Origin of the sequence: Rhizobium sp. SG2393 (genome assembly GCF_042610495.1) — a bacterium.
Taxonomy (GTDB): Bacteria; Pseudomonadota; Alphaproteobacteria; order Rhizobiales; family Rhizobiaceae; genus RU20A.
This window is the reverse complement of sequence record NZ_JBHGAP010000005.1, coordinates 147,586-166,088: the sequence shown is the minus strand read 5'-3', so window position 1 is coordinate 166,088 and position 18,503 is coordinate 147,586. Positions and strand designations below refer to the sequence as shown.

At 64.0% G+C, this 18,503-nt stretch carries 16 protein-coding genes; 9 read left to right on the top strand and 7 right to left on the bottom strand.

Annotation, left to right across the window (positions count from 1 at the left end; all coding sequences use genetic code 11):
* Window positions 1-43 precede the first annotated feature (43 nt).
* From ACED18_RS13445 to ACED18_RS13435, 3 genes are all read left to right on the top strand, one after another.
* Complete coding sequence (locus tag ACED18_RS13445; RefSeq protein WP_377292999.1) at window positions 44-451, top strand: GFA family protein; 408 nt, start codon at window positions 44-46, stop codon at window positions 449-451.
* Window positions 452-495: 44 nt separating this feature from the next.
* Window positions 496-1,713, top strand: a complete 1,218-nt coding sequence (locus ACED18_RS13440; RefSeq protein ID WP_377292997.1) for an NAD(P)/FAD-dependent oxidoreductase — start codon at window positions 496-498, stop codon at window positions 1,711-1,713.
* A gap of 188 nt (window positions 1,714-1,901) precedes the next feature.
* Window positions 1,902-4,712 carry an EAL domain-containing protein gene (locus ACED18_RS13435; RefSeq protein WP_377292995.1) on the top strand — a complete coding sequence of 937 codons (2,811 nt, stop codon included), beginning with the start codon at window positions 1,902-1,904 and terminating at the stop codon, window positions 4,710-4,712.
* Window positions 4,713-4,989: 277 nt separating this feature from the next.
* Here ACED18_RS13435 and groL read toward each other — a convergent pair whose 3' ends face one another.
* The 4 genes from groL to ACED18_RS13415 all read right to left on the bottom strand — a co-directional run bounded on the left by groL (window position 4,990) and on the right by ACED18_RS13415 (window position 9,476).
* On the bottom strand, window positions 4,990-6,627 hold the full coding sequence (gene groL, locus ACED18_RS13430) for a chaperonin GroEL (RefSeq protein WP_377292994.1): 1,638 nt from the start codon (window positions 6,625-6,627) through the stop codon (window positions 4,990-4,992).
* Between the two features lie 109 nt (window positions 6,628-6,736).
* Window positions 6,737-7,033: a co-chaperone GroES gene (gene groES / locus ACED18_RS13425; RefSeq protein ID WP_377292993.1), complete on the bottom strand. Its 297-nt coding sequence runs from the start codon at window positions 7,031-7,033 to the stop codon at window positions 6,737-6,739.
* Between the two features lie 239 nt (window positions 7,034-7,272).
* Complete coding sequence (locus tag ACED18_RS13420) at window positions 7,273-8,631, bottom strand: hypothetical protein (protein ID WP_377292992.1); 1,359 nt, start codon at window positions 8,629-8,631, stop codon at window positions 7,273-7,275.
* A gap of 383 nt (window positions 8,632-9,014) precedes the next feature.
* Complete coding sequence (locus ACED18_RS13415; RefSeq protein WP_377292990.1) at window positions 9,015-9,476, bottom strand: hypothetical protein; 462 nt, start codon at window positions 9,474-9,476, stop codon at window positions 9,015-9,017.
* Window positions 9,477-9,682: 206 nt separating this feature from the next.
* On the opposite strand from ACED18_RS13415, the gene chrA reads away from it, so the two are divergent.
* The 3 genes from chrA to ACED18_RS13400 all read left to right on the top strand — a co-directional run bounded on the left by chrA (window position 9,683) and on the right by ACED18_RS13400 (window position 13,030).
* Complete coding sequence (gene chrA / locus ACED18_RS13410) at window positions 9,683-11,089, top strand: chromate efflux transporter (protein WP_377292988.1); 1,407 nt, start codon at window positions 9,683-9,685, stop codon at window positions 11,087-11,089.
* Between the two features lie 102 nt (window positions 11,090-11,191).
* Window positions 11,192-12,040, top strand: a complete 849-nt coding sequence (locus ACED18_RS13405) for a TIGR01459 family HAD-type hydrolase (protein WP_377292986.1) — start codon at window positions 11,192-11,194, stop codon at window positions 12,038-12,040.
* Window positions 12,041-12,049: 9 nt separating this feature from the next.
* Window positions 12,050-13,030, top strand: a complete 981-nt coding sequence (locus ACED18_RS13400) for a bifunctional riboflavin kinase/FAD synthetase (protein ID WP_377292984.1) — start codon at window positions 12,050-12,052, stop codon at window positions 13,028-13,030.
* Here ACED18_RS13400 and ACED18_RS13395 read toward each other — a convergent pair whose 3' ends face one another.
* The 3 genes from ACED18_RS13395 to ACED18_RS13385 all read right to left on the bottom strand — a co-directional run bounded on the left by ACED18_RS13395 (window position 13,031) and on the right by ACED18_RS13385 (window position 13,735).
* Window positions 13,031-13,228, bottom strand: a complete 198-nt coding sequence (locus ACED18_RS13395) for a type II toxin-antitoxin system HicA family toxin (RefSeq protein ID WP_377292982.1) — start codon at window positions 13,226-13,228, stop codon at window positions 13,031-13,033.
* Window positions 13,228-13,479 (bottom strand): DUF1902 domain-containing protein, encoded by a 252-nt coding sequence (locus ACED18_RS13390; RefSeq protein WP_377292980.1) that lies wholly within the window; start codon window positions 13,477-13,479, stop codon window positions 13,228-13,230. Before ACED18_RS13390 ends, ACED18_RS13395 begins: the two co-directional genes overlap by 1 nt.
* Before the next feature lie 70 nt (window positions 13,480-13,549).
* Window positions 13,550-13,735, bottom strand: coding sequence for a hypothetical protein (locus ACED18_RS13385; protein ID WP_377292978.1), 186 nt, complete (start codon window positions 13,733-13,735; stop codon window positions 13,550-13,552).
* A gap of 306 nt (window positions 13,736-14,041) precedes the next feature.
* Between ACED18_RS13385 and ileS the strand changes: the two genes are divergently transcribed.
* From ileS to ACED18_RS13370, 3 genes are all read left to right on the top strand, one after another.
* Window positions 14,042-16,954 carry an isoleucine--tRNA ligase gene (gene ileS, locus ACED18_RS13380; protein ID WP_377292976.1) on the top strand — a complete coding sequence of 971 codons (2,913 nt, stop codon included), beginning with the start codon at window positions 14,042-14,044 and terminating at the stop codon, window positions 16,952-16,954.
* Between the two features lie 407 nt (window positions 16,955-17,361).
* Window positions 17,362-17,979: a hypothetical protein gene (locus ACED18_RS13375; RefSeq protein ID WP_377292974.1), complete on the top strand. Its 618-nt coding sequence runs from the start codon at window positions 17,362-17,364 to the stop codon at window positions 17,977-17,979.
* Between the two features lie 32 nt (window positions 17,980-18,011).
* Window positions 18,012-18,494, top strand: coding sequence for a GNAT family N-acetyltransferase (locus ACED18_RS13370; RefSeq protein WP_377292972.1), 483 nt, complete (start codon window positions 18,012-18,014; stop codon window positions 18,492-18,494).
* Window positions 18,495-18,503 lie beyond the last annotated feature (9 nt).

Below are 18,503 nucleotides of genomic sequence, written 5' to 3'. Positions count from 1 at the left end.
TGGCGAGCCTGCGGGACTGTCCTTTCAAAACAAGGAGGTTTCCATGTTCGTCACCGGCCGCTGCCATTGCGGAGAGATCACCTACGAGGCCGAGATCGACCCCGAGGCCGTTTCCATCTGCCACTGCACCGATTGCCAGCGCCTCACCGGCTCGCCCTTTCGCGTCACCGCCCTTGTGCCGGCCGATGCCGTCCGGTTGACGGCGGGCCAGCCGAAGCGCTACCGGAAGATCGGTGACAACGGACGCGGCCGTCTCCAGCTTTTCTGCCCTGACTGCGGCGCGCCGCTGTTCACGACGGGGGAGGGCGCAGACGCGGCAGTCTGGGGTATCCGTTGGGGTAGCATGGACCAGCGCGCGGTGCTGTCGCCGAAACGGCAGTTCTGGTGCCGTTCGGCCGTCGACTGGGTGGCCGGCATCCAGAGTCTGCCCGGCACCGACGGGGACGACTGAGGCGGCCAGGCGCGTGGCCGTGAGAGGATTGAGGTAGGACTGGCATGACGGACCGGATCGTGATCGTGGGTGGCGGACAGGCGGGCTTTGCGGCCGCTGCCAAGCTGAGAAGCCTGGGCGATGCCCGGCCGATCACCATCCTCGCCGCCGAGGCCTCGCTGCCCTACCAGCGCCCGCCGCTCTCCAAGAAATATCTCCTGCGCGAGATGAGTCTCGACCGGCTCTTCTTCCGCCCGCAGGAATGGTTCGATGAAAACGCCGTCGAGCTTCGTCTTTCCACCGTCGCGAAAAGCATCGATCGCGACGCCCGCACGGTCGCGCTCTCGACCGGCGAAACGCTCGCCTATGGCACGCTGGTGCTCGCAACCGGCGCCACCCCGCGCCGCCTTCCGGCCGAAGTCGGCGGCGATCTCGGTGGCGTCTTCGTGCTGCGCGACTTCGCCGATGCCGATGCCCTGGCCGGCGAGATGCAGCCCGGCCGCCGCGTACTGATCGTTGGCGGCGGCTATATCGGGCTCGAGGCGGCAGCCGTTGCCCGCTCGCTGGGGCTCGAGGTGACGCTGATCGAAATGGCGGACCGCATCCTCAACCGCGTCGCCTCCGCCGCGACCGCCGACCTGCTGCGCGCTGTCCATCTCTCGCGCGGCGTTGTTCTGCGCGAGAAGACCGGCCTCGTTCGTCTCGACGGCCGCGATGGCCGCGTCGTTGCCGCCGCGCTTTCCGATGGCACGCGCCTTGACGTCGATCTCGTCATCGCCGGCATCGGCGTCATCGCCAATGATGCGCTGGCCCGCGATGCCGGGCTCGAAACGGCGGGCGGCATCGTGGTGGATGCCTTCGGCCGCACCGCCGACGCCGCCGTCTTCGCCGCGGGCGATGTCGCCGTCTTCGATTATGACGGCGCCCGCATCCGGCTGGAATCCGTCCAGAACGCCGTCGATCAGGCAGAAGCCGTCGCCGCCGTCATCGCGGGTGGTGAGACGCCCTATCGTCCCTATCCGTGGTTCTGGTCCGACCAGTTCGACATCAAGCTGCAGATCGCCGGCCTCGGCCGTGCCGGCGACGACACCGTGCTGCGCCCCGGCCAGCGCGAGGGCAGCGTCTCCGTCTGGTACTTCCGCGACGGCACGCTGAAGGCAGTGGATGCCATCAACGACGCCAAGGCCTATGTCACGGGAAAGAAGCTGCTGGAACTCGGCCGGTCCCCGAGCGCCGACACCATCCGCGACGCCGCCATCGATCTCAAGACGCTTCTTGCCTGACTGAGCCTGGCTGACTGAGCCGGGCGGATGGCGCCTTTCGTTCTGATCTTGTTAAGGATATTAGCAAGGCATAACCTTCCAATTCATCTCTACCTGCATATCTTCATCAATGCTTAGAGCCCGGTCGTCCATGACGGACATTGGCGATCTTCAGGTGCTCTGTAGCGTTACGATTCGGATATGCGGTCATGATGAAAGTGCTGAACTGCCTTGTGGTCGATCACGATCCGAAGCTCGTCCTCTTGGCCGCGGCACTGTGTTTTCTGACCTGCTATGGCGCCGTGGTGCTGCTGCAGCGGGCCACCGCCTCCGAGGGCAAGGCGCATTTCATCTGGCTGCTCGTGGCGGCGGCCTCGGCAGGCTATGGCATCTGGTCCACCCATTTCGTCGCCATGCTCGCCTACGATACCGATATCGTGCTGGGGTTCGAGGCGGGCCCGACCCTTCTGTCCCTGGTGATCGCCATCGTCATGACCTTTGCCGGCCTCGTGCTGGCTGGCACAAGACACCCGGGATTGACCTCGAAACTCTCCGGCGCCGCCTGTTTTTCAGCCGGGGTCTCCGCCATGCATTTCATCGGCATGAGCGCGCTGGAACTGCCTGGCGCCATCCGGTGGGACGGGCAGCTGGTTATTGCCTCCCTGGTGCTCGGGCTCCTCTTCTCCTCCGCCGCGTTCTTTGCGGTGCGCACGTCAGCCTCCTCGCTGCTGCGCCGCACGCTTCTGCCGGCTGTCCTCTTCACGCTCGCCATTGTCTCCCTGCATTTCACGGCGATGGGCGCCGTGACCGTCGGCGACGGGCCCCTGCCGGAACATCCGGGCGAGGCCGTGTCGCCGGGCCTGCTTGCGATCATGATCACGACGATTGCCGTTTCCCTGCTGTGCACGGGCATCGCGATCGCCGCTTTCGCCAAGCGCACCCAGCGCGACCGCGCGGCAAACGAGCGGCAGCTTTCCATGCTGGTGCGCGGCGTGACCGACCACGCGGTCTGCATTCTCGATCTTGAGGGACGCGTGACGACCTGGAATGCCGGGGCCGAGCGACTGAAAGGCTACCGCGCCGAAGACATCATCGGAGAGAACTTCGCGCGATTCTATTCGGATGCCGACCAGCGGGCGGGCGAGCCCGGCAAGACGCTCAGCGAAGCGCTGCGTGTCGGCGGTATCGAGCAGGAGGGCCAGCGCTACCGCAAGGATGGAACGACATTCTGGGCCAACGTCCTCATCGATCCCATCTACGACACCGAAGGCCGGCACATCGGCTTTGCCAAGATCACCCGCGACCAGACCCGCCAGAAGGCGGCGGCCGAAAAGCTGGCGCGCGTCACCGCCAATCTCGACATCGCCGTTGAGAACATCACCCAGGGCATCTGCCTTTTCGATGCCGATGAGCGCCTGGTGCTCTGCAACCAGCGGGTCCGCCAGATTTTCGGCGGCACGCCCGATATGCAGCTGATCGGGCTGACCTTCCGGGAACTGCTGGGTCTCATCGATGCCGTCAGGAACGGTCAACCCCCGGGGTCCACCGCCAATGTCGAGGACATCTATCAGCGCCACCTTGTCCCCCTGAAGGCCACCGGCCGCTCCGACATCATCGTCAAGATGCCCTCCGGCGCGTCGATTTCGATCCAGTATCGCACCACGCCCGGCGGCGGCTTCGTCAGCACCTATGAAGACATCACCGAGCGCCTGCAGTCGGAAGACCGCATTGCCTTCCTCGCCCGACATGATGGCCTGACGGGCCTGCCGAACCGCGTCCAGTTCCGCTCGGGTCTCGAAGCGGCGATGGCTGTCGCCGATCGGACCGGCGGCCATGTCGCGGTGATCGCCCTTGATGTGAAGGCGTTCAAGGAGATCAACGACATCCACGGGTCGGTCGGCGGCGATCTGGTCCTGACGACGCTTGCCGCAAAGCTCTCCGCCACCTGCGGGGAGGGCGTTCTCGTTGCGCGTCTCGGCGGCGATGAATTTGCCGTTGTCCGTCCCTTCGACGCGCTTGCGGAGCTCGAGGATTTCGTCACCGCGATCGAGACCGCCACGACGACAGCCGTGACGGCCGGTGAACATGAGATCAACGTTGGTTGCAGCATCGGCGTCGCCCTCTATCCCACGGATGCCGCAACGGTCGAAACGCTCGTCAACAACGCGGATCTGGCCCTGCAACGCGCCAAGGCGGCGCTGAACCGCAACATCTGCTTCTACGAAATGGACATGGACGAGGCCGCGCGCCTGCGCCGCGTGCTGGCCGTCGATCTCTGGCAGGGCGTCGCCCGCCGCCAGTTCGCCCTTCACTACCAGATCCAGACCGCCGTCCAGACGGGCGCGCCGACCGGCTACGAGGTGCTGTTGCGCTGGGCCCACCCCGAGCGCGGCTTCGTCTCGCCGGCCAATTTCATTCCGATTGCCGAAGAGTGCGGTGCGATCCTGCCGATCGGCGAATGGGTGCTGAAGGAAGCCTGCCGCGAGGCCGCAAGCTGGGACAACGGTCTCAAGATCGCCGTCAATCTCTCGCCCGTCCAGCTCGCCCATGCCGATATCGTCACGCTGGTGCGCGATACGCTTGCCGAAACGGGGCTCGATCCCGTCCGGCTGGAGCTGGAAATCACCGAGACCACCATCATCGGCGACAAGCAGCGCGCGCTGGAAACGCTGCGCCAGATCAAGGCGCTCGGCGTCACCATCGCCATCGACGATTTCGGCACAGGCTATTCCTCGCTCGATACGCTGCGCTCCTTCCCCTTCGACAAGATCAAGCTCGACCGCAGCTTCATGAACGAGGTGGAAGACAACGCCGAGGCCAAGGCCATCCTGCGCGCCATCCTGGCGCTCGGCCGCAGCCTCAACGTGCCCGTCTTGGCCGAAGGCGTGGAAACGGTCTCCCAGCTCGCCATCCTGCGGGAGGAGGGCTGCGACGAAGCCCAGGGCTATCTGCTGGGACGCCCGCAGCCGATCGACAGGATCCATGCCGCAGTGCCCGTCAGCGGGCCGGTCGCGGCCTGAGGGCCGACAGGGCACATCCCCCTCATCCGACCCTTCGGGCCACCTTCTCCCCGAGGGGAGAAGGGCTGGCGGCGCCGCCCTGCCAGTCTCCGGTGTTCGTCAAAGCGCCCCTCTTGCTCTCTTCTCCCCAGCGGGGAGAAGATGCCGGCAGGCAGATGAGGGGGGCGAAGCCACCCACCGCGCCGCCGCCACCACCCAACCCAGCACACCCGCAATCCCCCAAACGAAAAAGGGCGACCCGAAGGCCGCCCTTTCCGTATGCGAAGCGTTGGACTGATCAGAAGTCCATGCCGCCCATGCCGCCGCCCATGCCGCCGGGCATTGCGGGAGCTTCCTTCTTCGGCAGCTCGGCGATCATCGCTTCCGTCGTGATGAGGAGCGAGGCAACCGAAGCGGCGTTCTGAAGGGCGGTGCGGACGACCTTGACCGGGTCGACGATGCCCATGGCGATCATGTCGCCATATTCCGACGTCTGGGCGTTGTAGCCGAAGTTGTCGTCGTTCTTGTCGAGGATCTTGCCGACCACGATGGAGGCTTCGTCACCAGCGTTTTCAGCGATCTGGCGAACCAGCGACTGCAGCGCACGGCGAACGATGTTGATGCCGGCTTCCTGGTCGTCGTTGGCACCCTTGACGGTGATCTTCGTGGAGGAGCGCAGCAGGGCCGTGCCACCACCGGGAACGATGCCTTCCTGAACGGCGGCGCGCGTTGCGTTCAGCGCGTCGTCGATGCGGTCCTTGCGTTCCTTGACTTCCACTTCCGTTGCACCGCCGACGCGGATGACGGCAACGCCGCCAGCGAGCTTGGCAAGGCGCTCCTGGAGCTTCTCGCGGTCGTAGTCCGAAGAGGTTTCTTCGATCTGCGCCTTGATCTGCGCGACGCGGCCTTCGATGTCGGACTTCTGGCCGGCACCGTCGACGATCGTCGTGTTTTCCTTGGAGATGGAAACCTTCTTGGCGCGGCCGAGCATGTCGAGGGTGACAGACTCGAGCTTGATGCCGAGGTCTTCGGAGATGACCGTGCCGCCCGTCAGGATGGCGATGTCTTCGAGCATGGCCTTGCGGCGGTCGCCGAAGCCCGGAGCCTTGACGGCAGCGATCTTGAGGCCGCCACGCAGCTTGTTGACGACGAGCGTTGCAAGGGCTTCGCCTTCGACGTCTTCAGCGATGATGAGGAGCGGCTTGCCGGTCTGGACGACGGCTTCGAGAACCGGGAGCATCGCCTGGAGGTTGGAGAGCTTCTTCTCGTGCAGGAGAATGAAGGCGTCTTCGAGGTCGGCGACCATCTTTTCCGGGTTGGTCACGAAGTAGGGCGAGAGGTAGCCGCGGTCGAACTGCATGCCTTCGACGACTTCGAGTTCGGTCTCGGCGGTCTTGGCTTCTTCAACCGTGATGACGCCTTCGTTGCCGACCTTCTGCATGGCTTCGGCAATGTCCTTGCCGACCTGCGTGTCGCCATTGGCGGAGATCGTGCCGACCTGTGCGACTTCTTCCGAGGTGTTGATCTTCTTGGCCTTGGCCTGGAGATCCTTGACGACTTCGGACACGGCCAGATCGATACCGCGCTTCAGGTCCATCGGGTTCATGCCGGCGGCAACGGCCTTCTGTCCCTCGCGAACGATCGCCTGGGCGAGAACGGTTGCGGTCGTGGTGCCGTCGCCGGCGATGTCGTTGGTCTTCGAAGCGACTTCGCGGACCATCTGGGCGCCCATGTTCTCGAACTTGTCTTCCAGTTCGATTTCCTTGGCGACGGAAACGCCGTCCTTCGTGATGCGCGGAGCGCCGAAGGACTTGTCGATCACGACGTTGCGGCCCTTCGGACCCAGCGTGACCTTGACGGCATCAGCGAGAATGTCGACGCCGCGCAGCATCTTTTCGCGCGCGGTGCGGCCGAATTTGACTTCTTTGGCTGCCATGGTGAAAACTCCTTGTAAGGGTGTCTGCGATTGTTTCGCGGAACGGATATCGGCTTGTCGATCCCCCCGGCTGGCCCCCAGGCCAATCACCGGAAAGGCGGTCGAAAAATCAGCCGATGATGCCCATGATGTCGGCTTCCTTCATGATCAGAAGGTCTTCGCCGTTGAGCTTGACTTCGGTGCCGGACCACTTGCCGAACAGGACGCGATCGCCAACCTTGACGTCGAGCGCAACGACCTTGCCGCTCTCATCACGGGCGCCGGAACCGACAGCGACGATCTCGCCTTCCTGCGGCTTTTCCTTGGCGGTATCCGGAATGATGATGCCGCCCTTGGTCTTTTCTTCAGACTCGACGCGCTTGACGACGACACGGTCGTGCAGCGGGCGGAAATTGGTGCTTGCCATTGTCTTAATCCCTCGATCAAATGACATGGACGGACCCGGAAAGGCCCCTCGAATGTGTTAGCACTCTCTCTGGAGGAGTGCCAGCGACGTCGATTTAGGGATTGGCGCGGGGGGAGTCAAGGATGGGGTGGGGGATTTTTGGTGGCTGGTGGTAGCGAAACTGCCTAAGTAACCAGCATACTCGGCGCCGCTGTAATTCTTGTCGGTAAAGCCTCGCAATCACGAGGGGCCATGGCCAACTAATCGGTGTCATTATCTCGGGGCGATTGTTCTAATTCAACGAAATCAAACCAGTCCTTACTTTCATCGTTTAGGTTCCGATGAAACTGCTCAGACATTGGGAACGGCACGTTATAGTGTTTCGCCATCACATCGACCAATTCCGCGAGTTGAGCCTCGCGCCGGATCGAATCGAGTTGAAAGCTCTTCTTAATGACGCCGCGCATATTAGAGGCGCTAACCGTCACCTGAAGTATGAGTGGTGCAACGGTGTCGGCTGCAATCGTGCCGACTCCGTCGAAGCGCCAATTGCGCCCATGCCTAAAGTCTTGGCAATTAAATTCGATATCCGTTCCCCCGTCGGGCTCGAAAGCAAAATTCATGTCATGACGTCCTACACGAATCGGACGAAAGTTCCCAGGTTCGATATTGGGGTAAATACGAAACCGATGGGGCTCGGGCCGTGGCACTATAGGTCCAAACAAACGATGTACGGTGAACTTGTTGTGTATCGTGCCGCCACTCGCTTCGATGTGTACGACTAGGTTTTCTGCCTGAACAGAGCCCTCGTTTGAAATTGTCAACTGAAAGGGTACCTGTCCATATTGAGTCTCGAAAAATCTATGGACTTGGGAAGCGTAGAGAGGGAGCGACTTTGCGATGAAGGCATCGTACTTGTCATCGTAGCTAAAGTCGTGACCAATGCCTCCCAAATAACTGGTGGTACGTTGCAAAATACGCGGGTGTTTTGAGACAAGCCGCGCTACAAGCGCCTTCTGCTCTGAAGGTGACAAAGGAGATATCCGGAAAGTCTCCACGGGGGCCTGAACGCCAAAGGTCACATTCGCTTCTATTTGAGGCTCGGAGGACTCCAGTTCTCTTACGCGGGCTTTAAGGCGAGCGACTTCTTTTTCGTGGGGGCTGGGTTCGGGCTCAATTAGCCAGTTGTCGGGCAATTGCCAGCACCGCAACCCATGGCGCGAGGCCATGGATATGGGATTGATATCTTGGCTCAGAAGAATTTTTCGCTCATGCGCAACATCAATTGCGTGAATAATTTGGGCGACTACTTTCGCATCCCCCTCGTCGGGGTCCAGGTCATCAAGCTTATTCCAGTCAACACGCGAAGTCCGGGCGACCGCGATATCAACGGCCGGTGTGGTGTCAGAGATGCGGGCGGGTTTTCCTGATACCGCCGCCGGAGTAATTAAGCGGTTGAAGTCCCGAGCCCTTTTTCCAACTCGTCCGTCTCTTTTCCGCTTGTCTATCTCGACATTCACTTGCGGAACAACCAGCACCAATATCGGACCGACAGAGTCAATCTCCGACCACGGAAGCGCAGGAAGGGGTTTCGCCTCGAGGGCCACCATCGTATCCATGAACACGATTGTTGAGTAATCATTTTGATCGAATTGGGGTTGCATCGTCACACGCTAGACCGTGGCGTATCGCATGGCAACCAGCGCTTGTGGGCGATGACCCTAAGGCCGAGGCTCGGTAAGCCATTTAGACCTCTAGTTGCCTAGCGAGTAGAGCCTCACCAGTTGTTGACCGCTTCTGCATCAAAGCAGCTCATGGTAAGCCATACCACGGAGGAGCCGTCCTCTAGCAACCGCCATCCCAACACCCCACACCTTCCCGAACTCACTTGTGTCTTTGCCCGCATAGGCCTCATCTCCTTCGGCGGTCGCGCCGGACAGATGTCCTTGATGCATCGTGATGTGGTTTAGGAGCGACGGTAAATGCCGGACAGCCGCCTCTCTCACCCCGCAGCCTGCTCCACCCCTGTCGCCACCTTCCCCCGATCCCCACTCATCCACCAATACGCCACCCCGCCCAGCGCCCAGCTCACCACCTGAAACACCGGCTCCGTCGCATCCGCCGTGATGCCGGACAGCGGCGGGGCGGCGGCGACGAAGTGGCCGTAGGCCCCGCCGGCCAGCATGGCGGGCACCCAGAGCGCCGGTAGCCGCAGTGCCCGCAGCCCTTCCAGCACGGCCGCGGCGGGGGCGGTGAGGAGCCAGAAGGGGCCGGTGAACAGGGTTCCGGCCGTGAGCGTGCAGGTCATCATCACCAGACTGACGGCCATGCCGGCAAAATCGATGCGGCCTGCGGAGACGTCCAGCCCGAGACGCAGTGCCGTCAGCACGAAGGCGGCGATGAAGGCGGCCCAAAGGGCGCCGACGATGGTATAGGCGATCCGCTTGAGAATGGTTCCGGCCATGGCTTGCTCCTGGTGCAGGGGTGGCGGTTTGGATGGCGCGATCCTGCCGGTGGGGCGGGGGTGCGTCTGTTCCGCCGGAAACAGGCCGCGTCCTCTCCCGCCCTCCTGCACGCCATGTTACATCCCTGTCACATCCCCGCTCTAACACCCGGCCCATCCGCCGGTGATCGGGCAGGAGTCCGAGGATGCGCTTGGGGAGGTACGGCATGCAGGGAGCAAAGGACGGAGCCGGGGCGGGCGTGACGGCCTCCGCCGCATCCATCCCCACACCCCCCACACCCATCCCCCCCACTTTCGCCGAGCTTACCCGCGTCTTCGCCCGCATCGGCCTTCTCTCCTTCGGCGGCCCCGCCGGGCAGATTGCCTTGATGCACCGCGAGGTGGTGGAGGAGCGGCGGTGGATGTCGGAGAGCCGGTTTCTGCATGCGCTGAACTATTGCATGCTGCTGCCGGGCCCGGAGGCGCAGCAGTTGGCGACCTATATCGGCTGGCTGCTGCATGGCACGCGCGGCGGCGTGGTGGCGGGGATGCTGTTCATCCTGCCGGGCTTTGCGGTCATTCTGGCGCTGTCGGCGGCCTATGCCCTCTTTCACGAGACCCACTGGCTGGAAACGGTGTTTTACGGGCTGAAGGCCGCCGTGCTGGCGATCGTCATCGATGCGCTGCTGCGCCTAGCCCGCCGCACGCTGAAGACGGGGTTGGCTCAGGTGCTCGCCGCCGGCGCCTTCCTGGCGCTCTTTGCCTTCGCGCTGCCCTTTCCGCTGGTCATTGCGGTCGCCGGTCTCGCCGGCTTTCTCCTGTCGCGCCGGGATGCGCTGAAGGGCGCGGCGGCGCTCGCCCCGCCCGAGCCGGACCCGATCCCCATCACGTCTGCCCCGCCGACGCTTGCCCATGCGGCAAAGACGCTTCTTACCTGCGGCCTGCTGTGGCTGGCGCCCTTCGCGCTGATTGCGGCGACATCAGGCCTCTCCGCCGGTTCCGGCGCGGTCTTCACCGCCATCGGCGCCTTCTTTTCCAAGATGGCCGTCGTCACCTTCGGCGGCGCCTATGCCGTGCTCTCCTATGTCGCCCAGCAGGCGGTGGAGGTGCATGGCTGGCTGAAACCCGGCGAGATGCTGGACGGGCTGGCGCTGGCGGAGACGACGCCGGGGCCGCTGGTGCTGGTGCTCGCCTTCGTCGGCTTCATGGGGGCCTGGCGCGGGGCGGCAGGGCTGGAGCCGCTGACGGCGGGGCTTTTGGGCGCCACGCTCACCGTCTGGGTCACCTTCGTGCCCTGCTTCCTCTGGATCTTCCTCGGCGCCCCCCATGTCGAAAGGCTCAGGCAGAATGTGGCGCTGTCGGGCGCGCTTTCGGCCATCTCGGCAGCGGTGGCCGGCGTCATCCTCAATCTCGCCCTCTGGTTCGCGCTGCACATCCTCTTTGCCCGCGTCTCGCGGCTGGAAGCCGGCCCGCTCTCGCTGCCGGTGCCGGATCACTCAAGCCTCGATCCCGGCGCGCTGGCGCTGACCATCCTCTCGGCGGTGCTGCTGATCGGCCTCAAGCGCGGCATCGTCACCACGCTCGCCATCGCGGCTGCGGCCGGCATCGCGCTGAAGCTTGGCGGCTTGGCCTGACGCGGTGTTTGGCCACGCCGGCCATTTTTTCCGGCCCGCGGCTTGTAATCTTGCCGCTTCCTTGCAATGTCAGGCGCTTGGAAAGCTTGCCGGAAAGACGTGATGAGCCCTCGCATATCCGCCCTCAGCGACATCTCAGGCCGCTACGATGTGATCCTCTGTGATGTCTGGGGTGTGGTGCACAATGGCGTTTCCGCCTTTTCCGAGGCGTCCGAAGCGCTCATGGCCGCCCGCCGGCGCGGCGTCACCGTCGTGCTGCTGACCAATTCGCCGCGCCCCAATCCGGGCGTGCTCACCCAGTTGCGCGGCCTTGGCGTGCCGGATGAGGCCCATGACCGCATCGTCACCTCGGGCGATGTCACCCGCGCGCTGATCGCCTCCGCCGCGCGCCGCATCTTCTTCATCGGTGCCGATCGCGATCTGCCGCTGGTCAACGGCCTCGATGTCGAGCTGGTCGGCGCAGACGCGGCCGAGACCATCGTCTGCTCCGGCTTCTTCGACGACGAGACCGAGACGCCGGACGATTACCGCGCCACGCTGTCGGGTCTTGCGGCGCGCAAGGTGCCCTTCATCTGCGCCAATCCCGATCTCGTGGTCGAGCGCGGCGATCGATTGATCCCCTGCGCCGGCGCGCTGGCCGCCCTTTACCGCGAGCTTGGCGGCGAAACGGCCATTGCCGGCAAGCCGTACCCCGCCATCTACCGCGCCGCCCTTTCCGAAGCCAAAGCCCTGCGCGGCAGCCTCGATCCGCGCCGCGTCATCTGCATCGGCGACGGCATGCCGACCGACGTGAAGGGCGCGCAGGATTTCGGCCTCGACCTTCTCTATATCTCCGGCGGCATCCATGCCGGTGACTACACCGCCGATGGGCGCATCGACGAGCGGAAGCTGAAAGCCTTCCTCGTCCGCGAAGGTGCAACGCCCACGGCCTGGATGCCGCGTCTCGCATAGGTGCCCCCCATGACCGTCTTTCACCGCAACGAGACCCGCCAGCCGCTGCCCGAACCCTTGAAGGGCGGCGTCATCGCCATCGGCAATTTCGACGGCGTGCATCGCGGCCACCAGGCCGTGCTGGCCCGCGCGCTGGATGAAGCCCGCGCCCGCGGCGTGCCGGCCCTGGTGCTGACCTTCGAGCCGCATCCGCGCACCGTCTTCCGGCCGGATATGCCGGTCTTCCGCATCACGCCTGCGCCGCTCAAGGCCCGCATCCTGGAATCCATGGGCTTCAGCGCGGTCATCGAATATCCCTTCGACCGCACCTTTTCCGACATGACGGCGAGCGCCTTCATCGAAACGGTGCTGCTCGACTGGCTGCACGCCGCCCATATCGTCACCGGCTTCGATTTCCACTTCGGCAAGGGCAGGGAAGGCGGCCCGGCCTTCCTGATGTCGGCGGGCGCCGAAGGCGGCTTCGGCGTCACGCTGGTCGATGCCTTCAGGGATGAAAACGCCGCCGTCATTTCCTCCAGCCACGTGCGCGCCGAACTCGCCACCGGCGATGTCGCCGGCGCGGCCGGCATGCTCGGCTATCGCTACACGGTGGAATCGGAGGTCATCCACGGCAAGGCGCTCGGCCGCACGCTGGGCTACCCCACCGCCAATATGCGCCTGGCGCCGGAAGTGGCGCTGAAGAACGGCATCTATGCCGTGCGCTTCCGCATGGCCGATGGCACGCTCTACAATGGTGTGGCCAGCTTCGGCCGCCGCCCGACGGTCGACAGTGATGGCGAGGCGCTGCTCGAAACCTTCGTCTTCGACTATTCCGGCGATCTCTACGGCCAGATCTGCGCCGTCTCCTTCTTCGGCCACCTGCGCGACGAAATGAAATTCGACGGCCTCGATGCCCTCGTCGTGCAGATGAAGCAGGACGACGCCGAAGCCCGCGCCTTGATGGCCGGCGTTCGGCCCTTGAGCGAGATTGACCGGCGGCTGTGCTTCTGATCAGAGGCGGTGGGTGGAGCCGGCGTCTTTCAGGATGGCGTTGGCTGTATGCCGGCTTTTCAGATTCCTTGGCACGATGAGGATCCGGCCGGTGTCTGTGTGCTTCCATTTTTCGTGGGAGCCCTTGGCGTTTGCGAAATAGCGGTAGCCAAATTCATGGATGAGGTCGCAGACCAGCTTGTAATAGCCGTCAGCCATCAGGCTGCCGCCGGCAACGACGGTCTCTGCCAGAGGATGGTCGGAATGAGATCCTCAATCGGGGTGCCTACCAAATCCTCCTTGGAAAGGTGATTGGCGACCACAAGGTCTGCTGCTTCGGACAGCAGGATGTCTTCGAAAGCGTCGAGATCGGCTGCCTCGATATGCAAACCGATAATATCGCTTTCGCTGTAAAACACGCCGGCCTCCGCATCCCAGATAGCCTTGACGTGGAAGGTCCGTCTGCTCATGGCGTCATTTCCTGTTTTACATAAACATAGTGCAAGCGTGCGTACTCGCCAATCTGTTCAGCCAGGGTCATCAATCCCCGTCAATCGCGCATTCTTCGCCGCTGTTCTCCGCGACCGCATCTCGGCCGCAATCTCGTTCGCGCTCAAGATCGATGTCGGCAAGGGGAAGTGATGCCATGAACGCGGCAAAAGAGAGAGTGGGGCCTGCACTTCTCCTTATCTCCTCTGGGACGACATCTTCGATCCGTTCGGCCATGGCCATACCTTTCATGTGGATTGAGAAAAGCTAAGCTGGATCGCGCTTCCTGTCGAGCATCATGAGCCACCCCTTCAGCCTCTTCCCTTCCGCCGCGAAAAGCCGTAAAGACCGCGCCATGACGTTTCATCGGCCGATCATCGATCTGCGAATTACCGGCCCGGCCTTCCGCGTTCTCTGAGCGAGGCCGGAGGGTCCGGGTTTTCGGGTGTGCGAACTGCCGCCCGCCGCACGTCTTCATGTTTTCCCGTGATATTTCCGCGCCGATCCTCATTCGGGCGCCAGTAGAGAACCGATAGTTCAGCCATGACCGACAAAGCCGCCGAGACCACCAAAGTCGATTATTCCAAGTCGCTGTACCTGCCCGAGACCGATTTCCCCATGCGCGCCGGCCTGCCGCAGAAGGAGCCGGAGACGGTGAAGCGCTGGCAGGAGATGGGGCTTTACAAGAAGCTGCGTGCCTCGGCCGCCGGCCGGCCGAAGTTCACGCTGCATGACGGCCCGCCCTATGCCAACGGCAACATCCACATCGGCCACGCGCTGAACAAGATCCTCAAGGACGTTATCGTCCGCTCCTTCCAGATGCGCGGCCGCGATGCCGCCTACGTGCCCGGCTGGGACTGCCACGGCCTGCCGATCGAGTGGAAGATCGAGGAAAAGTACCGCGAGAAGGGCAAGAACAAGGACGAGGTGGAAATCAACGAATTCCGCCGCGAATGCCGCGAATTTGCCGAAGGCTGGATCGGCGTGCAGGCCGGCGAGTTCAAGCGCCTCGGCATCGAGGGTGACTTCGACAATCCCTACACCACCATGGCCTATCACTCCGAGGCCCGCATCGCCGGCGAACTCCTGAAGATCGCCAAATCCGGCCAGCTCTATCGCGGCTCCAAGCCGATCATGTGGTCGGTGGTGGAACGCACGGCGCTGGCGGAAGCGGAAGTGGAGTACCACGAGGTCGAGAGCGACACGATCTGGGTGAAGTTCCCGGTGGTTTCGGGTTCTGACACGCTCAGCAACGTCCACGTCGTCATCTGGACCACCACCCCGTGGACAATCCCCGGCAACCGCGCCATCTCCTTCTCTTCGCGCTTCCCCTACGGCCTCTATGAGGTCGAGACCGCGACGAACGATTTCGGCCCGCAGCCGGGCGACCGCCTGATCTTCGCGACCCGCCTTGCCGATGAAGCCGCTGCCAAGGCCAAGGTCACCTTCAAGTTCATCCGCGATGTCGCGCCGGGAGAACTTGCCGCCATCACCTGCGCCCATCCGCTCGCCCATCTCGGCTACGACTTCGCCGTGCCGCTGCTCGACGGCGACCACGTCACCGACGATGCCGGCACGGGCTTCGTGCACACCGCCCCCGGCCACGGCCGCGAGGACTTTGACGCCTGGATGGCGTCTGCCCGCGCGCTCGAAGCCCGCGGCATCTCGTCGAAGATTCCCTTCACCGTCGACGACGCAGGCTTCTACACGGCCGAGGCGCCCGGCTTCGGCCCGGATGCGGAGGGCGGTGCCGCTCGCGTCATGGATGACAACGGCAAGAAGGGCGATGCCAACAAGCGCGTCATCGAGGCGCTGATCGCCGCCAATAATCTCTTCGCCCGTGGCCGCATCAAGCACGACTATCCGCACAGCTGGCGCTCCAAGAAGCCGGTCATCTTCCGCAACACGCCGCAGTGGTTCGTCTACATGGACAAGGACCTCGGCGACGGCTCCACGCTGCGCACCCGCGCGCTCGGCGCCATCGACGACACCCGCTTCGTGCCGGCGATGGGCCAGAACCGCCTGCGCGGCATGATCGAGCAGCGGCCGGACTGGGTGCTGTCGCGCCAGCGCGCCTGGGGCGTGCCGATCTGCGTCTTCGCCAATGAGGCCGGCGATATCCTGCGCGACGACGCCGTCGATGCCCGCATCCTCGAAGCCTTCGAGAAGGAAGGCGCCGACGCCTGGTTCGCGGAAGGTGCGGCCGAGCGGTTCCTCGGCAATGCTTATAATCCGGCGGAGTGGAAGCAGGTCCGCGACATCCTCGACGTCTGGTTCGACTCGGGCTCCACCCACACCTTCACGCTGGAGGATCGCCCCGAGCTCAAGTGGCCGGCCGATGTCTATCTGGAAGGCTCCGACCAGCATCGCGGCTGGTTCCATTCCTCGCTGCTCGAAAGCTGCGCCACGCGCGGCCGCGCGCCCTATGATGCCGTCATCACCCACGGCTTCACCATGGCCGAAGACGGCCGCAAAATGTCGAAGTCCCTCGGCAACACCGTGACGCCGCAGGATGTGATGAAGGAATCGGGCGCCGATATCCTGCGCCTCTGGGTCATGAACACCGACTACTGGGAAGACCAGCGCCTCGGCAAAACCATCATCCAGACCAACATCGATGCCTACCGTAAGATCCGCAACACGATCCGCTGGATGCTCGGCACGCTCGCCCACGACACGGGCGAGGAGATCGCGCACGCCGATCTGCCGGCGCTCGAAAAGCTGATGCTGCATCGTCTGGCCGAGCTGGATGAGGTCGTGCGCGCCGGCTACGACGCCTTCGACTTCAAGCGTGTCGTGCGCGCACTCTCCGACTTCGCCAATGTGGAACTGTCGGCCTTCTACTTCGACGTCCGCAAGGATGCGCTCTACTGCGACGCCCCGTCCTCGCTGCGCCGCCGCGCCGCCCTGCATGTCATCCGCAAGCTGTTCGAAAGCCTCGTCGTCTGGTTCGCCCCCATGCTGCCCTTCACCATGGAAGAGGCCTGGCTCTCGAAGAAGCCGGATGCCGTCTCCGTGCATCTCGAACAGTTCCCGACAATCCCGGCCGACTGGAAGAACGAGGCGCTGGCCGCCCAGTGGGCTAAGATCCGCACGGTCCGCTCCGTCGTCACGGGGGCCCTGGAGATCGAGCGCCGCGAAAAGCGCATCGGCTCCTCGCTGGAGGCCGCGCCCGTCGTCCACATCGCCGATGCCGAGCTTCTGGCCGCGCTGAAGGATCAGGATTTCGCCGAGATCTGCATCACCTCCGACCTGACGATCGTCGAGGGCGAGGGCCCGGCAGACGCCTTCCGGCTGGCCGATGTCCCCAAGGTCGCCGTCGTCCCGACGCTGGCAGAGGGCACGAAATGCGCCCGCTCCTGGCGCATCACGAAGGATGTCGGCTCCGACCCGGCCTATCCCGACGTTTCCGCCCGCGATGCTGCCGCGCTCCGCGAGCTCGGGTTTGCGGCATAGGGCTGGATGAGAAGGACGGGGGCGGCTATCGCTGGCGATTGTCCGAAGGGTGCGCGAGCACCCCCCCCCCTCTGTCCTGCCGGACATCTCCCCCGCAAGGAGAGAGATTGGCCAGAGGCAAGCGCTCGGTTTCATCTCGACACCAGAGGGTATCTTGGCCCTTGCTGAGCGACACGGCCGCTCCCCAGCGGATCTCCCCCCTTGCGGGGGAGATGTCCGGCAGGACAGAGGGGGGTGTCACCCCTCGCGTCGACGGGGAGTAGCGCCCCATTCGCACCCCCGCGATTGCGCTTCCCGTCACCATCCGGTAAAGCTGCCTGAAAATCGGCGGATTCCTCCGTCAGGGCGCCATGAGGGCGTCCGTTAATGATGGCGTGCGTACCGGCGATGCTGGAAGGGTTCATGCGATGATGGCGAAGGTTCGGGTCTATGGCGGTCTGGCGGCGATGCTTGCGGGCTGCGCGGCGCTTTCCGGCTGCATGAGCAGCCCCACCTACGGCACCGACAAGACTGCGGCCGAACATTTGGTCGATGATCTCGGCTCCACGCTCGCCTTCACGCCGGATACCAACAAGACCAATACCAAGTACCAGCCGCGCGCAGGCCTCGTGCTGCCGCCGGGCAAGGAAGCAGCCGAACTGGTGCAGCCGCAGGCGACGCTGGCAAGCCGCGACAACAACCCGGCCTGGGTCGAATCGCCGGAAGAAACCCGCCAGCGCCTGCGCGAGGAAGCCGATGCCAACAAGGGCAGCGCCACCTATGTCTCGCCGCTCGCCAAGGCCAATGAAAACGGCCGCCGCCTGAGCGCCGCCGAGCAGCAGCAGGCCTACCGCGACGCCCGCCGCATCCAGATGGGCGCCTATTCCGACCGTCGCCGCTTCCTGTCCGATCCGCCGCTGGAATACCGCAAGCTGCCGGAAAACGCGGTCGCCGATCTCGGCGAGCCCGAGCGCGTGAAGGAAAAGCGCCGCAAGGAGCAGGCCGAAATGAAGAACACCGGCACCAAGTGGTACTGGCCCTTCTGATCGTGCAGCCGCGCTGACGAGGCGTCGTGTCCATGTCCCTCACCATTCGCGATGCCGTGCCGGCTGACGCCGCTGCCATTCTCGGCTTCATCACCGATCTCGCGACTTATGAACACGCTGCCCACGAGGTGGAGGCGACCGTCGAAAGCCTGACGGCGACGCTGTTCGGGACGTCACCCGCTGCTCGCGCAGTCATCGCCGAAAAGGACGGTGCGCCGGTCGGCTTCGCCATCTTCTTCTACAGCTATTCCACCTGGCAGGCCCGCAAGGGGCTCTATCTGGAAGATCTCTACGTCTCGCCAGAGGCGCGCGGCACCGGCGCGGGCAAGGCACTGCTCCGCCATCTCGCCCGCCTCGCGCTGGCGGAGGGCTGCGGCCGCTTCGAATGGTCGGTGCTCGACTGGAACGAACCTGCGATCCGCGTCTACGAGGCAATCGGCGCGAAGCCGCAAAGCGAATGGATCCGCTACCGTCTGTCCGGCGAAGACCTCGAGGCCTTCGCCGGCAAGGGATGAGGGCAGGCC

Coding starts and splice junctions, on each gene's coding strand:
- ACED18_RS13445 (WP_377292999.1), top strand. CDS start 44: ATGTTCGTCACCGGCCGCTGCCATTGCGGAGAGATCACCTACGAGGCC.
- ACED18_RS13440 (WP_377292997.1), top strand. CDS start 496: ATGACGGACCGGATCGTGATCGTGGGTGGCGGACAGGCGGGCTTTGCG.
- ACED18_RS13435 (WP_377292995.1), top strand. CDS start 1,902: ATGATGAAAGTGCTGAACTGCCTTGTGGTCGATCACGATCCGAAGCTC.
- groL (WP_377292994.1), bottom strand. CDS start 6,627: ATGGCAGCCAAAGAAGTCAAATTCGGCCGCACCGCGCGCGAAAAGATG.
- groES (WP_377292993.1), bottom strand. CDS start 7,033: ATGGCAAGCACCAATTTCCGCCCGCTGCACGACCGTGTCGTCGTCAAG.
- ACED18_RS13420 (WP_377292992.1), bottom strand. CDS start 8,631: ATGGATACGATGGTGGCCCTCGAGGCGAAACCCCTTCCTGCGCTTCCG.
- ACED18_RS13415 (WP_377292990.1), bottom strand. CDS start 9,476: ATGGCCGGAACCATTCTCAAGCGGATCGCCTATACCATCGTCGGCGCC.
- chrA (WP_377292988.1), top strand. CDS start 9,683: ATGCAGGGAGCAAAGGACGGAGCCGGGGCGGGCGTGACGGCCTCCGCC.
- ACED18_RS13405 (WP_377292986.1), top strand. CDS start 11,192: ATGAGCCCTCGCATATCCGCCCTCAGCGACATCTCAGGCCGCTACGAT.
- ACED18_RS13400 (WP_377292984.1), top strand. CDS start 12,050: ATGACCGTCTTTCACCGCAACGAGACCCGCCAGCCGCTGCCCGAACCC.
- ACED18_RS13395 (WP_377292982.1), bottom strand. CDS start 13,228: ATGGCTGACGGCTATTACAAGCTGGTCTGCGACCTCATCCATGAATTT.
- ACED18_RS13390 (WP_377292980.1), bottom strand. CDS start 13,479: ATGAGCAGACGGACCTTCCACGTCAAGGCTATCTGGGATGCGGAGGCC.
- ACED18_RS13385 (WP_377292978.1), bottom strand. CDS start 13,735: ATGGCCGAACGGATCGAAGATGTCGTCCCAGAGGAGATAAGGAGAAGT.
- ileS (WP_377292976.1), top strand. CDS start 14,042: ATGACCGACAAAGCCGCCGAGACCACCAAAGTCGATTATTCCAAGTCG.
- ACED18_RS13375 (WP_377292974.1), top strand. CDS start 17,362: ATGATGGCGAAGGTTCGGGTCTATGGCGGTCTGGCGGCGATGCTTGCG.
- ACED18_RS13370 (WP_377292972.1), top strand. CDS start 18,012: ATGTCCCTCACCATTCGCGATGCCGTGCCGGCTGACGCCGCTGCCATT.